Genomic DNA, 14,520 nt, shown 5'->3' on the forward strand with positions numbered 1-14,520 from the left:
TATAAAAATCACCGGCCCATAAAAACCATCAGAATCTGTACGTCACTCGGATTGACGCCGCTGATCCGGCTGGCTTGTCCTAACGTGCGCGGTTTTATTTTGGTGAATTTCTGCCGGGCTTCGTTCGATAAAGAAACCAGTTTCGAATAATCGAACGTTTCGGGGATGACTAGGTCTTCCAGCTGGCTCATACGCTGTACCAGTTCATTTTCTTTTTCGATATACACATCATACTTCACCTGGATTTCTACCTGCTCCAGCACTTCACGATTGAAACCTGCGAGTACTTTTTCCACTTTCGGCAAGCTGTTTTTCATTGAAATAATATCCAAACCGGGACGAAGCAGTACCTGATGCGCACGCTGTTTTTGCGTGAGCGGGGCAGAACCATTAGCCTCGAGCCACGGATTTGTTTCCTCCGGTTCGAGCGCTAGTTCTTTCAGAATAGCTTTTACCTGGTCCACTCCGGAGATTTTTGCGCGGGTTTTCTCCATTCTTTCTTCTGTGGCAAGACCTAATCTGTAGCTTCTTTCCGTCAAACGAAGGTCCGCATTATCCTGTCGGAGGAGGGTGCGGAACTCTGCGCGGGAGGTAAACATGCGGTACGGTTCGTCCGTTCCTTTGTTGATCAGGTCGTCGATGAGCACCCCAATGTACGCTTCGCTGCGTTTCAGGATCAGCGGTTCCTGCTCTTTCACTTTCAGGTGTGCGTTGATACCCGCCATCAAACCCTGGCAGGCAGCTTCTTCATAACCGGTGGTACCGTTAATCTGACCCGCAAAAAACAGGTTCGACACCTGCTTTGTTTCCAGCGAAAACTTCAACTGGGTAGGGGGGAAATAATCATATTCGATCGCATATCCCGGGCGGAACATTCTCGCATTTTCAAAACCCGGTACAAGGCGCAGCGCTTTTTGCTGTACATCTTCCGGCAGGGATGTAGAAAATCCGTTCACATAGATCTCTACGGTATTAAATCCTTCCGGCTCTACGAACAACTGATGGCGATCGCGTTCGGCGAAACGGTTTATTTTGTCTTCGATGCTCGGGCAATACCGGGGGCCTACGCCCTGGATGCGGCCCTGAAACATGGGCGACCGGTCGAAGCCGGTGCGCAGAATGTTGTGTACCTCTTCACTAGTATAGGTAATCCAGCAGCTTCTTTGTTTGTCGGGGGTGATCTTTTCAACGTCCATGTAAGAGAATCCCACCATCTCATCGTCGCCTTTCTGCTCTTCCATTTTTGAATAATCGAGGCTTCTTCCGTCGATGCGGGGAGGGGTCCCGGTCTTCAGCCGGTCGCTTTCAAAGCCGAGGGATACCAGCTGTTCGGTGATGCCAGTGGCAGCTTTTTCCGCTACACGGCCCCCGCCGAACTGTTTATCACCGATATGAATAACGCCGTTCAGGAAGGTTCCGTTGGTGAGTACCACCGCTTTTGCTTCGATTTCATGGCCAAGCCCGGTGATTACACCATAGCAAATACCATCTTTCACCAGGAGGCCTTTTACCATATCCTGGTAGAAATCCACCCGCTTGGTGTTCTCCAGTGCTTCCCTCCATTTGGTGGCAAACAACATCCGGTCGCTTTGGGCTCTCGGGCTCCACATAGCGGGGCCTTTACTGCGGTTGAGCATGCGGAATTGTATCATCGACTGGTCGGTCACAATTCCGGAATACCCGCCGAGGGCATCTATTTCGCGCACAATCTGTCCTTTGGCGATACCACCCATGGCGGGGTTGCAACTCATCTGGGCGATGGTTTGCATATTCATGGTAATCAGCAGCACCCGGGAACCCATGTTGGCGGCGGCAGCGGCAGCTTCACACCCGGCATGTCCGGCACCGACAACAATAACATCGTAAGAAGGAAACATACTTGATTTTTGAAAGTGCAAAGTTAAGCATAAAAGATGGATGGGAGGGTGGATTTTGGAAGGGGGAAGCGGAGGAGAGGGCTTTGTAGGGGAAGGAGCTATATCGAAGGGTTTAGGAGGGAGACTCGAGGAACTTCAGCATTTAGGGTGGTTTTGTGATTTCCCTCTCTTTTCAAAGAAGAGAGAATATACCCATTCCACTTTCCTTAGGGAACGCAATTTGATAGGAGGGAGTATACAGTGGAACAAAACAGTTTCACCTTTGAACAAATGGGGCATCTGCCGGAAATGATTTAATAGTATCCAGTAGCTACTCCTGGATGGTGTCTTCCAAACTGAGCAAATACTATTTAGATCAATCGATTTTTGGGGTCGTATGGTAATGTGTGAGCGAGAAACCTGCCTTTGTAATGCAAAAGCACACTCGCCCGGGCAGGGAGGGGAGCAGAGTTTACAGTGATACCTAACATCTTCCTTTCCCACCTAAGGGGAGGAAGATGAACATGGAGGCTTGATGCTCGAAGACAGCCAAGTACGACAGTGGGCCTGATACCCGATCCAAGAGTATTATTTAGGGTTCAAACTTATGTGCTGGGCATCAAACGAGGATCTTCATTGTTATTAATAGACCCTTCAAATACCAAAACTTAAGTTCTCTGGAGGATAAGGTGCATGCTCCACTATTTCCCTAAGGGAACAACCACCCAATTCTATAAAAAGTGGCCTTCCTAAAGGGAAATCGCATCCACGCTTACCTCAAACCATAGCAGCTGCATCTCTTTTCAGCAAAACAACCGTAAGGTTCTCTTTCCTAATCTCTCCGTTAATAGATTCTTTTCCCGAACCTCTTCTAGGGTCACTCCCTAAATGGAAGCCCTATCCATAACCCGGAGGATTCTCATTCAAACGACAATACACGCTTAAGGGAATAGAAAAACTCTTGCAGAGGGAAAGAACACTAAACCAAAGAGCCTCATGTTCCACGTGGAACATACAAATCCCCATGATGACTTACGATTTCGGTACGTAACAGATGTTCCACGTGAAACATACCCATTCCCCGCCGTCCGAACCCTCACTTAAATAAAGAAGAATGTTCCACGTGGAACATCCTTCTTTATTGCTGAAAGTATAGTTGTAAATACTCGTCTTCTTTCTGCCGCATTAAGGCCTCCTCCTTCTTCGTTTTATCCTTGTATCCACAAAGGTGCAATGCCCCATGAAACATCACCCGGTGCAGTTCATAGTTCTCGGTCACTTCAAACTGCTCGGCATTCTCTCTCACCCGGTCGATGCTGATATAAATCTCCCCTTCGGTCACTTCCGGGTCGGGTGACAATTCAAACGTAACAATGTCCGTATAGGTGTCGTGCTTCAGGAACTCTTCGTTGATCTGTAGCAGGTATTCATCCGTGCAGAAAACATATTGGAGATTGGATAAGCCCTGTTCTTCCCTTTTAAATAAGTCGGCGATGAAAGCTTTTAACCGGGTTCTATCCTTTAACCCAACCTTTACCTCGTGCGCTGAGAAATATATAGCCATAATGTAAAATTATAGTGAAAATCCCGATCTACCACGGCCGTTTTTTGCATATTGGGCTTTGTACAATACCTTTGTTATGTAATAGCTGGGGCCTTGGTCACAGATTGGTTTTAACTCGCTCAATAAATATTTATGATTAAACTTTCGTCTCTTACGATTGGCAAAAGCGCAGTGATTCGGGAATTTGAGAAAAGTGACCTCCATATAAAACTGATGGAAATGGGATGTGTTCCGGGAGAAACAGTGAAGGTTGAAAAAATAGCCCCCCTCGGCGACCCTATCTGCATTATCGTGGCCGGTTATAATCTTTCGCTTCGCAAAACAGAAGCAGATCATATTTGGGTAGAAGAAGTAGCTGTGTAGATTCCTCATCAAAGATTTTCTAAAGACGTGCCGGTTGGGACGTCTTTTTTATTTGGCTTAATGAGTCCTCAGGAAGGGGTAGAAGCCTCCACTGTTCTGATTCATAACTATCCCCTCAAATCACACATCATGCCGGCACCCATATATTTACCCCCAGGCACCCTCCCTTAAAAAAGCTGAAGTCAACTTGTACCCGTTTCAACGCACCGAATCACTAACACCTGACAACTGCATCCTTGTCGAACAGCCCACAACTACCTACATTTTATCTCTGCCCATATACATTATTCCCCTAAGCAGGTCGATGTTCCATTGTTCGCCAGTTTGATCTGAATGGCAATTTTCTTCTATAGCCTCCAGATGAATCGTTCCACTGGGTGAAGCCTATAATGCCTCGCGACATCGCTTGACACCTTGAGTGCAGAATTTACCTGGGCGTTTAAGTTCCGGAATATTCTAAGAAATGGTCTGGGCAGTAAAAACAAACATCAAAATAAGAGAGCCGCCTTGTTCCATCCTCATCAAGTTTCTTCATTTACATCAGAATTTTCTTACATTCTACCCCAGGTTTCCAAGTTGTTCATTCATAAAATAATCTTCCCCAACCACCTTCACCTCCCCAAACCAACCTACCCGAGTAGGCGCCGGCTTATCGGAAAACCAAACTCTATTTCACCACCCCGTTCATCTCATCTCTGTTCATTCAAAAACTTTAATCCAGGGTAGGGGCCCCCTCACAGAAATCTTTAAAAAAACAATTCCACTTATCCCACATCCATCACCAAATGGAAATGCCACAAGCCAATTGTAATTATATCCACCCGGTCAGTCATATTGATTTAGAATGCACTCCAGCGAAATATCCCCGCTTGAAAAAAGATGCGAACTACAATCACATCAACTCTCCTTGAAATGCAACTGAAACAAATTCTTTCCGCTTCCCTAAAATGCGCTCCCACCAAAATACCACTACTGAAAACAGATATGAACTCCAATCATCTCAGTCTTATGAAATGCAACTGGAAGAAATTACTTTTCAGCTACGTCTTCTCCTAAACTGCCCCACCGAAATACCACCACTGAAAAACAGATATGAAATCCAATCACATCAGATTCCATGAAATGCAACAAGAACAAATTCTTTTCAGCTCGCTTCCTTAAAATCCATCGTCGAGTTATGCGAAACGATATTCATTTTACTCACACAGAAACACACCTCCGCAAACGCTCTTCACTCGACACCTTCCCCAGACGATTGGTCGATTCCCCCTTCATAAAAAAGTCCCAGGTAAACTCAGTATTTCATTCGAAAACATCGCTTTCACAAAGCATCCAAAAAACAAACTTTATAATATATATTAAAATGATTAACAAGAAAATATATAGGTCAAACAATAAAACTATTTATCTCAAAGGCAAGAAAAAAGCTGCCCGTAAGCAGCTTCCTCCAATCAGATTCTTCCTCTCCGAATTATTATAATCCGGCTTGTGCGCTGATCTCCAGCATCCTGTCGATCGGCTTCTTCGCAGCCAGGCGGAGATTTTCCTCCATCGTAATTTCAGGTTGCTCGTATTCCATACAGAGGTACAGTTTCTCCAGCGTGTTCAACTTCATGTGCGGACAATCATTGCAGGCACATGCGTTATTCGGCGGCGCAGGGATAAACGTCTTCGCCGGGTTCTCTTTCTGCATCTGGTGCAGAATCCCCGTCTCCGTCACCACGATATATTCCTGAGCATCGTCACGCTGGGTGAATTTCAGCAGCCCCGTGGTGGACCCGATGAAATCTGCAATGGCCAGCACCGGTGCCTCACATTCGGGATGGGCGATGATTTTCGCATTCGGATGGCGCATCTTCAGTTTGGTGATTTTCTCCAGGCTGAATATCTCGTGCACCATACAGGCTCCGTTCCATAATACCATATCCCGACCCGTTTTCTTGATCAAATAAGACCCCAGGTTGCGGTCGGGTGCAAATATGATCGGCTGGTCCTTCGGAACGCTTTCGATGATTTTCTCGGCGTTGGAGCTCGTACAAATGATATCGCTGAGCGCTTTGATGCCTGCAGAACAGTTAATATAAGAAATGACGATGTGATCGGGATACTGGTCGCGGAACTTTTTGAACAGCTCGGGCGGCGCACTGTCGGCCAGGGAACAGCCCGCTTTCAGGTCGGGCAGCAGTACCTTTTTCTGTGGACTGAGAATTTTCGCCGTTTCCGCCATAAAGTGCACGCCGGCAAATACAATAATGTCGGCATCCGTTTTGGCCGCCTGCTGGCTCAGCCCCAGGCTGTCCCCGATATAATCGGCCACATCCTGTATATCAGGCTCCTGGTAATAATGCGCGAGGATGATCGCGTTCTTTTCTTTTTTAAGCCGCTCTATTTCAGCGAAGAGATCCAACTGCACATCCACCCCTATATCCAAAAATCCCCGCTTTTGCAAATTTTTTTTTGCTTCCGTTAATGCCGTAATCATACTCTATAATTTTTTTTCTTTTTAAAAAGAAGAAAAGCCCACTACTACTATGGGTGTGAATATGGGGGAAACTCATTTTCCCGCCGTATACAAATGTAGTTGTTATTATTTTTTTAGCGCCTATTCACACGAAATTAACAGCCGTTTTTCGCGCTGCTGCTGAATTTGCCCGGCTTTATCCACAGTGTTAACAGGGAGTTGCGTGAAGAACTTTTTCGGGCTGTGTGTATTAAGAAAATGTTAAGACAGCGCGGTTATCCACTTTCAAAATCCCCGGACTACCTTCCGGAAGAATAACAAATTTAGTTGTTCGTTCTTCCGGACGCCTCCTTTCCCACAAAAAACGGTGTTTACCCCATGGTTATTAACAGCATTTGTGGAAAAATGGACCTCCGGAACTGAAATCAGCCGCGACCAAATTTTTTTGCATTTTCACCGGAAGTATTCACAAAATGTTGTGGATTATACGGGCGATATCCTTATTTTGTGGATAACCAAGACCCGAATTTCAATCATTCCCTCGCCGGAAACAGCCAAATGACGGACTTTAAGAGCAATTTTTAACAACCAATACCTGTGTATTAAACTAAACCAAAATGTGGAAAAAGTGTGAATGAAGGCAAAAACCGGCCCCTCCAGATACCGCTCAAACCCTTTGCTGTATTGGATTTGGAGCAATTAAAAGCGATTTTGCAGTTACAACTATTTTATTCTATTTTTGCTACCTCTAAAATTTAGACTATATATTATATGTCAGTTATTCAGAAAATCAGGGACAAGTACGCCGTTGTTATCATCGTTTTGATATGTCTGGCCATTGTGAGCTTTTTGCTGCAGGATGTATTCTTTGGTTCTAACTCCATGTTCAGGCAATCTACCACGGTAGGTAAAGTAAATGGAGAGGAGCTGGACTACCGTGATTACATGCAGCGGATAGAAAACTCCCAAAACCGGATGCGCCAGCAAATGCAGGGCGCCAGCCTCGATGAGGAAACACAGCAGTACATTCGTGAAGAGGCCTGGGATCAGTTTCTGCGCGAGCACATCATGAAAGCGCAATATGAAGAGTTGGGCATCGAAGTAACCCAGCTCGAAGTAGCTGATCATATTAATGGTAAGAATCCACACCCCCTGGTACTCCAGAATTTCACCAACCCGGAAACGGGCCAGTTCGACCGCGCTATTTTTGACCGCGTAAGAGAAAACGCCCGCCAGGATCAAACCGGCGAAGTAAGCGCGCAACTCCTCGCGTTCGATAACGCCATCGCAGAATACCAGAAGAACCTTAAATATATTACGCTGGTACACCAGGGTATTAACTACCCTAAATGGCTGGCCGCGCAACAGGCTGCCGACAATGCACAGAACGCAAACATCAGTTACGTGCAGGTGCCTTATGCTACTATCGCCGACAGCACCATCAAAGTAACCGACGCGGAGTTAAATAAATATATACAGGACAACAAAGCCCGCTTTGAAGTACCTGAAACCCGCAAAGTGGAATACGTATCTTTCGATGTGGTGCCTACCGCCGCAGACACCGCAGCTGCTATGACCGAGCTGCTGAAACTGAAAGCGGAAATGGATACCACACCGGATATCGCCGGTTTCATCAAACTGAACTCCGAACTGGCTTTTTATGATGGCTACGCTTCCCGCAGCGCCATCCAGGTTCCTGCAAAAGATTCCATCATCGACTTACCGGTTGGCGCCACTTACGGCCCCTACCGTGATAATAATGTATTGGTGTTTGCAAAAATGCTCGACCGCAAAACGATGCCGGATACTGTGAAGTTCCGCCAGATCGTGCTGATCGCACAACCGGGCTTAGACTCGGCAGTGAAAAAACGTGCAGACAGCCTGGCTGCCGCCATCAGCGGTGGTGCAGATATCGCGGCACTGGCCACCCAGTTCTCCGACGATCCGAGCAGCAAACAAACCGGCGGTGAATACACCCTCACCCCGAACGGATATTTCGCCAACGAACTGAAAGAAGTAAAAGACTTCGCTTTCACCGGCACCAACGGTCAGCTGAAAGTGATCAAACTGGCCGTGGGCGGTTATGCCATCGTGAAAATCACGGAGCAGAAAAACTTCGGTCCTGCCGTGAAAATCGCTTATCTCGCCAAACCGGTTGACGCCAGCAATACCACCAGCAGCGATGCACTGGGCCAGGCCAACGATTTTGCTTCTAAAAACAGCGATCAGAAATCTTTCGAAAAAAATGTACAGCAGAAAGGGCTAAACAAACGGATTGCGGATAACATCCAGCCGATGGATTTCGTACTGCCCGGCCTTGGTGCTTCCCGCGAAATCGTGAACTGGGCGTATAAAGCAGATAAAGGTGATGTGAGCCCCGTGTTCACGCTCGAAGATAAATTCGTGGTAGCGGTGCTCAGCGGCGTTCGTAACAAAGGCCTCGCCCCGCTCGAAGAAGTTCGCCCGCAGGTAGAAGCGGAAGTGAAAAAAGTGAAGAAAGCAGAACAGATCATGGCCAAGCTGAAATCTCCTGCCAGCATCGAAGCGGCGGCTTCCGCCACCAACCAGCCGGTACTGACGGCCGACGCCCTGAATTTCTCTACACCGTTCGTTCCTTCCATGGGCTTTGAACCGCGTGTAGTAGGCGCCGCCTTTAATAAAGCATGGGGCACAGCCAAAGTGAGCGAGGCTATCCAGGGTAACGGCGGCGTGTTTGTGGTGAAAGTGAACAGCTATGTGCCTGCACCGGCTCCGGGAACCGACTACAACCAGCAGCGCCAGGCGTATGAGCAGAACCTGAAACAGGTGGCCGACCAGCAACTGTTCCAGGTGCTGAAGAAGAAAAGCGACGTGAAAGACAACCGCGCTGAATTCTTTACATCGAATTGATTTTTAGAGATATAGTCTACAAAGGCCGGGCATGTCCCGGCCTTTTTGTTTTTATCGCCCCGGTAACGGCTGTCAGCCGACAGTCATTTATAGATGCCATAACCGTAGCGATCCCCTTCCTTCCGGCCCCAATTGGGCTTGGGGCGAAAGCGGTGCCTGGCCGCGGGAGCTTGTGTACCCGCCAACGATTGCCCCGGAATCCGTAAATTTGCAATATGGAAGAGATTGTTAACAAGGTTGCGCAAAGCGCACTGACCACGATAGATCTGGAGAAATTCTACCCGGCCGGGGAAACGGCCGTTTTTGATATGAAGGATCACCTGTTCATGGAACTGATCCTGAAAGAAAAAGATTTCCGTGCAGGCCTGCTGGCGCTTGATTGGGAGATATACCGCGGAAAAAACGTAGCGATCGTTTGCACGGCCGATGCCATTGTTCCCATCTGGGCCTATATGCTGGTGGCCAGTTACCTCGAGCCCGTTGCGGCTTTTTACGCTTTCGGCGACGAGGAATTTGTGCATAAAACGCTGTTTATCAAAAATATAGCTGCCATCGATCCGCAGGAGTATGTGGACAAGCGCATCGTCGTGAAAGGCTGTGGAGACAAGGCGATCACGGAAGCGGCTTATGTGGAAATCACCCGTCTGCTGCGCCCGGTGGTGAAGAGCATCATGTACGGCGAGCCCTGCTCAACCGTGCCGGTATTCAAGAAAAAATAAGATCAGAACCAGCCGCGTTTCCTGAACACAAAAATCATGGAAACAAAAATGAACAGCATCACGCCCAGCACGATGAAATAGCCGTATGGGCTTCTCAGTTCCGGCATCACGTCAAAGTTCATCCCGTAAATACCGGTGATCACCGTCAACGGCGCCAGCAGCGTGGTTACAATGGCGAGCACCTTCATTACCTCGTTCATCTTCTGGTTCATCTGCACGTGGTAAAGCTCCTGCAGGTTCATCACCAGGTCGCGGTAGCTTTCCGCGAGATCGTTGGCCTGTACAATATGATCGTACACGTCTTTGAAATATTTTTCGGTATCTTCTTTCAACCAGTTATTCTCCGATTTCATCAGCCCGTTCATCAACTCCCGCACGGGCGCAATTGACCGTTTGAAGAGCAGCATTTCCTTTCTCAGGAAATTGATGCGTGCCAGCGTACGGTTATTAGGCTGTCGGGGAATGATCTCCTCCAGGATTTCAATCCGCTCGCCGAGGTTATCCATCACAACAAAATAATTATCGACGATCGTATCGAGCAGGGTATATAAAAGGTAGTCCGCCCCTTTATTCCGCAGCTTGGTGCCGCCGGTGCGGATCTTTTCCCGGACGGGATTGAATACGTCTTTATCGGGATCGTCCTGGAAGGAGATGACGATGTTTTTACCGAGTATCATGCTCACCTGTTCAATTTCAACCGTAGCGCTTTCAGCCCTGAAATATACCATGGGCAACAGGCAGAAAAGATGTTCCCTGATTTCGTCCATCTTGGCGCGCTGCCCTTCGCTGAGAATATCCTCCATGAGCAGCGGGTGTATGTTGAAGTTGTTGCAGATGATTTCCACGTCTTCCCGCCGCACCCCGTCCACATTGATCCACTTGACGGCGTTGGTGCCGTTGAACCGTATGCAGCTTTGCGCGTCGGGCATTACTTCTTCCTTGACGTGATTTTCATCGTATTCAAAAACGGTAATTTTTACATGATCAACCGGCTTGCGCGAAGTAGTGGCCGTTACCGGGTTAAAGTTCATGAGCCGCTGTTTCTTTACCCTGAACGGATTGATGGCATCTGGAATGGGCAGTAAGGGTCGTTTGGCCATACCGGTGTTTTTTTGCTAAAATAGTATAAAATAGGTGCTTGCGGCGGGCAATTCTTCTTATTTAGATAAGATTGCCATAACAGCCGCGTAACACGGGAACCGTAGTTTCACCCCCAGAAAACGACCTCACTTATGCACACACGTTCCCGCAAGAATTTCATTTTTCCGGCTGTATTGTTATTGGGCGCTGGTTTTACCGCCTGCAAAGATTCCGATTCACCGGGCAAAATGCCGAACAAAGACATCGTATTTGCCAACCATTCCGTTACTCCTGCACTGATCACTAAAAAAGCAGGCTTCGACAAACTGGAGATTTTTTCACTCATCAGCAGCGACGATAAGCTCGCCGGCAGCCCCGCCTTCGTGTTTGGCGGTTCGGCAGACGGTTCGGGCCTGATGAAACAGGGGGATGTGTATCATCTCATCGTTAACCACGAAGACAACTTCGCCGTTTCGCGCATTACGCTCGACAAAACGTTCAAGCCCATCAAAGGAGAGTACATCCTGAATTCAGACGGCGGCCAGTGGCGACTTTGCTCCGCCACCCTCGCTACGCCCGAAGAGCACGGCTTCGGCCCGATGTACCTCACCTGCGGAGAAAGCGGTGAAGAATCCAAAACCAATCTCCTCGACCCGCTCGACATTCCCGCGAATGCGGCCAAATTCAGAGACAACAACGGCCTCGGCCGCTGGAGCGCTGAAAACGCCGTACCCCTGCCGAAAACCACCTACGCCGGTAAAACAGTCATCCTGATCGGCGAAGATGACGACAAGGCATCCGGCGGACAACTCGCCATGTACCTGAGCAACACCATTGGCGACCTCGATAACGGCAGCCTCTATATGCTGAAACGCACAGACGGCAACCAGAAAGAAACCGACATCAAAACCGGTACCACCGTGGACGTGGAATTCGTAAAAATCGATAACCACACCGCGCTCACCGGTGCAGACATCAATGCAAAAGTAGACGTGCTCAAAGCCATCCGCTTTGGCCGTGTGGAAGACATCGACTACCGCAAAGGTTCTGCAGAAGGCGGCCGCGATATATTTTTCAATGTGACCGGCCAGGCAAAATCCGGTGTGAACGCAGACGGATCGCGCACTGTGGCCGGCCGTACCTATCGCCTGAAGCTGGACGCCGCCAATCCCCTGAAAGGCAAACTGGAACTGCTGCTCGATGGCGACGACAAGTCCGGTCCCGCTAAAGATTTCCAGAACCCCGACAATATCTGTGTAACGAATAATTACGTGTACATCCAGGAAGACGCCAATAGTTACGGTACGGAAACACACGATGCCATCGTGTACCAGTACAACATCAACACCCGCGAACTGAAGCAGGTGCTGGAACTGGATCACCGCCGCACTACCGCAGATACGAAAACGTATAATCCCACCACACCGTCTGCCTTCGGCAGCTGGGAATACGGCGCGCTGATCGATATTTCAGAAACAGTGGGTGTGGAAGGAACATTTGCGCTGTGCATACAGCCGCACTCCTGGAGAGGCACCAAATACCTGAATCCGGACGGCGGCAGCAAACGCGCGGCGGAGAATCAGGCAAGCCAGATTGTAATACTGAAAGGCCTTCCGAAGTAACCGTTTTTACCCCGATGAAGTATGAGAGAAACGTCCTCCTCTTTCGGGGAGGATTTCTCCATTTTAAAAACAGTGGCTTATGCGAAACGGGTTCATTATTGTGACGATCATTTTTACCGCGCTGTTCATTATGGTGCGCAGCCGGCAGGCGAGTAAAATATCGGTGGAAGTGCGCAACGTGCGCAACTGGTACACCATCCGGGCCGCGGAGCTCGACGATGCGGCCAATCGCCTTTTCCATGCCGTGAAGCGGCAACGCCCGGCGGCGGAAATACAGGAACGGTTCCTGCAAACCCGGCTGGCTTATAAACAGCTCGAGGTGATGGCGGAATATTATAACCCTGTTACGGCAAAGGCGATCAACGGCCCTAACCTGCCGGAAGCGGAGCCGGACAATCCCGGTGTGGTGATCGAACCGGAAGGGCTGCAGGTGTTGGAAGAAATGTTTTTCCCCAATGTTTCCGCCGATACAGCGGCCATGCGCCTGGAAGCGCAACGCCTGCTGGCCAATATTCACCGCCTTAAAATGATGGCCGCATCCATCGTTACCACCGACGCACACATTTTTGATGCGATGCGGCTGGAACTGTTGCGCATCACGGCTTTGGGCATCAGCGGATTTGATGCGCCGATTGCGCAGAACAGCATCGCCGAGGCGGCGGCAGCGCTTAACGGCACGCGCGATGTATGGTTGTTTTACCAGGACGGGATCGGAAAAAAGGACAAAAAACTGTTCGAGGAAACGAACACGTTATTTTATAACGCAAGCCAGGCACTAAAAGCGGCGAAAGATTTTTCCGCGTTTTCGCGGATGCAGTTTATCACGGCTTATCTGAACCCGCTGGCGGAAAAAATTTCCCGGAGCAGGGAAGCGCTGAACGTGCCGCGGAAAACGGAGCCACGTTTCTTCAACCCGATGGCCGCGCACGTTTTTGAACCGGATGCGTTTAACCCCGCGTTTTATTCTTCCGACCAAACGGCGGCGGGGGAAGAGGCCGCGGTGGAACTGGGCCGCCGGTTGTTTTACGAACCGGCGCTGTCGGGCAACGGGCAACGTACCTGCGGCAGCTGTCACCAGCCAGACAAAGCATTCACCGACGGACAGCGTGTAGCCGCATCGCTCAACGACGAGCCCATTCACCGGAACACGCCCACCTTGCTGAACGCGGCATTGCAGCCCAGCCAGTTTTACGACCAGCGGGTGGCTTACCTCGAAGACCAGGTGGAAGACGTGGTGACCAATAAATCGGAAATGCACGGCTCGCTGGAACCGGCCGCGGCGCTGCTGAAGCGCGACTCCCTCTACCGCCGGCTGTTCCGCGAAGCTTACCATGGCGATATAACGGCAGCCCACATACGAAAAGCCATCGCCGCCTATATCCGTTCGCTCACCACGCTGAACAGCCCGTTCGACGAATACATGCAGGGCAACCGGAATGCGCTGACTGCATCGGCCGTAAAAGGTTTCGACCTGTTTATGGGAAAGGCCAAGTGCGGCACCTGTCATTTTGTGCCGCTGTTCAACGGCAATGTGCCGCCCACCTTTGAAAAGGCGGAAGCGGAAGTATTGGGCGTACCGGCCATCGACAACCCGCATGCGGCGGATCCGGACGAGGGAAAATACCGGCTGCATCGCATCGCCCATCACCGGTTTGCATTCAAAACGCCCACGTTGCGGAACATCGCGCAAACCGCGCCCTATATGCACAACGGTGTGTATAACACGCTGGAAGAAGTGATGGAGTTTTACAACAACGGCGGTGGCGCAGGCATCGGCATTACGCTCGACAACCAGACGCTGCCCACGGACTCGCTGCATCTTTCGAAAGAAGAGCAACAGGATATCATCGCCTTTATGAAATCGCTCAGCTCGTCGCCAAAGCAGCCGGTCAGTAAAAGCCTGGCGAGCGCATCGGGGCGATAAAAATTTTATCAGACGTTACCGGCAATCATCCATATGCCAGGC

The 14,520-nt window shown here is 49.5% G+C and carries 9 protein-coding genes; 5 read left to right on the forward strand and 4 right to left on the reverse strand.

The genetic code is table 11. The features are described 5' to 3' along the window. Window positions 1-8: 8 nt before the first annotated feature. Both mnmG and ybeY read right to left on the reverse strand, forming a co-directional pair. Window positions 9-1,877, reverse strand: a complete 1,869-nt coding sequence (gene mnmG, locus EGT74_RS08915; RefSeq protein ID WP_123846159.1) for a tRNA uridine-5-carboxymethylaminomethyl(34) synthesis enzyme MnmG — start codon at window positions 1,875-1,877, stop codon at window positions 9-11. 1,117 nt (window positions 1,878-2,994) lie between these two features. Next, window positions 2,995-3,420: an rRNA maturation RNase YbeY gene (gene ybeY / locus EGT74_RS08920; RefSeq protein ID WP_123846160.1), complete on the reverse strand. Its 426-nt coding sequence runs from the start codon at window positions 3,418-3,420 to the stop codon at window positions 2,995-2,997. A 132-nt stretch (window positions 3,421-3,552) separates the two neighbouring features. On the opposite strand from ybeY, the gene EGT74_RS08925 reads away from it, so the two are divergent. Further along, the gene (locus tag EGT74_RS08925) at window positions 3,553-3,783 is read left to right on the forward strand and encodes a FeoA family protein (protein WP_123846161.1); all 231 of its coding nucleotides are present in this window, start codon (window positions 3,553-3,555) and stop codon (window positions 3,781-3,783) included. 1,474 nt (window positions 3,784-5,257) lie between these two features. Here the strand turns inward: EGT74_RS08925 and nadA are convergent. Next, window positions 5,258-6,214: a quinolinate synthase NadA gene (gene nadA, locus EGT74_RS08930; RefSeq protein ID WP_246008158.1), complete on the reverse strand. Its 957-nt coding sequence runs from the start codon at window positions 6,212-6,214 to the stop codon at window positions 5,258-5,260. An 801-nt stretch (window positions 6,215-7,015) separates the two neighbouring features. Here nadA and EGT74_RS08935 point away from each other — a divergent pair. Together EGT74_RS08935 and EGT74_RS08940 are read left to right on the forward strand one after the other, a co-directional pair. Next, a complete protein-coding gene (locus EGT74_RS08935) occupies window positions 7,016-9,133 on the forward strand; it encodes a peptidylprolyl isomerase (RefSeq protein WP_123846163.1) in 2,118 nt (705 codons plus the stop codon). Between the two features lie 215 nt (window positions 9,134-9,348). Continuing rightward, window positions 9,349-9,852 carry a DUF2480 family protein gene (locus EGT74_RS08940; RefSeq protein WP_123846164.1) on the forward strand — a complete coding sequence of 168 codons (504 nt, stop codon included), beginning with the start codon at window positions 9,349-9,351 and terminating at the stop codon, window positions 9,850-9,852. A gap of 2 nt (window positions 9,853-9,854) precedes the next feature. Here EGT74_RS08940 and corA read toward each other — a convergent pair whose 3' ends face one another. Next, a complete protein-coding gene (gene corA / locus EGT74_RS08945) occupies window positions 9,855-10,952 on the reverse strand; it encodes a magnesium/cobalt transporter CorA (RefSeq protein WP_123846165.1) in 1,098 nt (365 codons plus the stop codon). 132 nt (window positions 10,953-11,084) lie between these two features. Here corA and EGT74_RS08950 point away from each other — a divergent pair, with 132 nt between their 5' ends. After that, a complete protein-coding gene (locus EGT74_RS08950; protein ID WP_181954737.1) occupies window positions 11,085-12,554 on the forward strand; it encodes a PhoX family protein in 1,470 nt (489 codons plus the stop codon). Window positions 12,555-12,633: 79 nt separating this feature from the next. Next, entirely contained in the window at window positions 12,634-14,478 is a 1,845-nt protein-coding gene (locus tag EGT74_RS08955; protein WP_123846166.1) for a cytochrome c peroxidase, read from the forward strand. Window positions 14,479-14,520: the final 42 nt, after the last annotated feature.

Source organism: Chitinophaga lutea (genome assembly GCF_003813775.1).
Classification (GTDB): domain Bacteria; phylum Bacteroidota; class Bacteroidia; order Chitinophagales; family Chitinophagaceae; genus Chitinophaga; species Chitinophaga lutea.

What these genes read in the sequence shown, in the direction of transcription:
- EGT74_RS08955 (WP_123846166.1), top strand. Translation starts at nt 12,634, where the DNA reads ATGCGAAACGGGTTCATTATTGTGACGATCATTTTTACCGCGCTGTTC.
- ybeY (WP_123846160.1), bottom strand. Translation starts at nt 3,420, where the DNA reads ATGGCTATATATTTCTCAGCGCACGAGGTAAAGGTTGGGTTAAAGGAT.
- EGT74_RS08925 (WP_123846161.1), top strand. Translation starts at nt 3,553, where the DNA reads ATGATTAAACTTTCGTCTCTTACGATTGGCAAAAGCGCAGTGATTCGG.
- EGT74_RS08935 (WP_123846163.1), top strand. Translation starts at nt 7,016, where the DNA reads ATGTCAGTTATTCAGAAAATCAGGGACAAGTACGCCGTTGTTATCATC.
- corA (WP_123846165.1), bottom strand. Translation starts at nt 10,952, where the DNA reads ATGGCCAAACGACCCTTACTGCCCATTCCAGATGCCATCAATCCGTTC.
- mnmG (WP_123846159.1), bottom strand. Translation starts at nt 1,877, where the DNA reads ATGTTTCCTTCTTACGATGTTATTGTTGTCGGTGCCGGACATGCCGGG.
- EGT74_RS08950 (WP_181954737.1), top strand. Translation starts at nt 11,085, where the DNA reads ATGCACACACGTTCCCGCAAGAATTTCATTTTTCCGGCTGTATTGTTA.
- EGT74_RS08940 (WP_123846164.1), top strand. Translation starts at nt 9,349, where the DNA reads ATGGAAGAGATTGTTAACAAGGTTGCGCAAAGCGCACTGACCACGATA.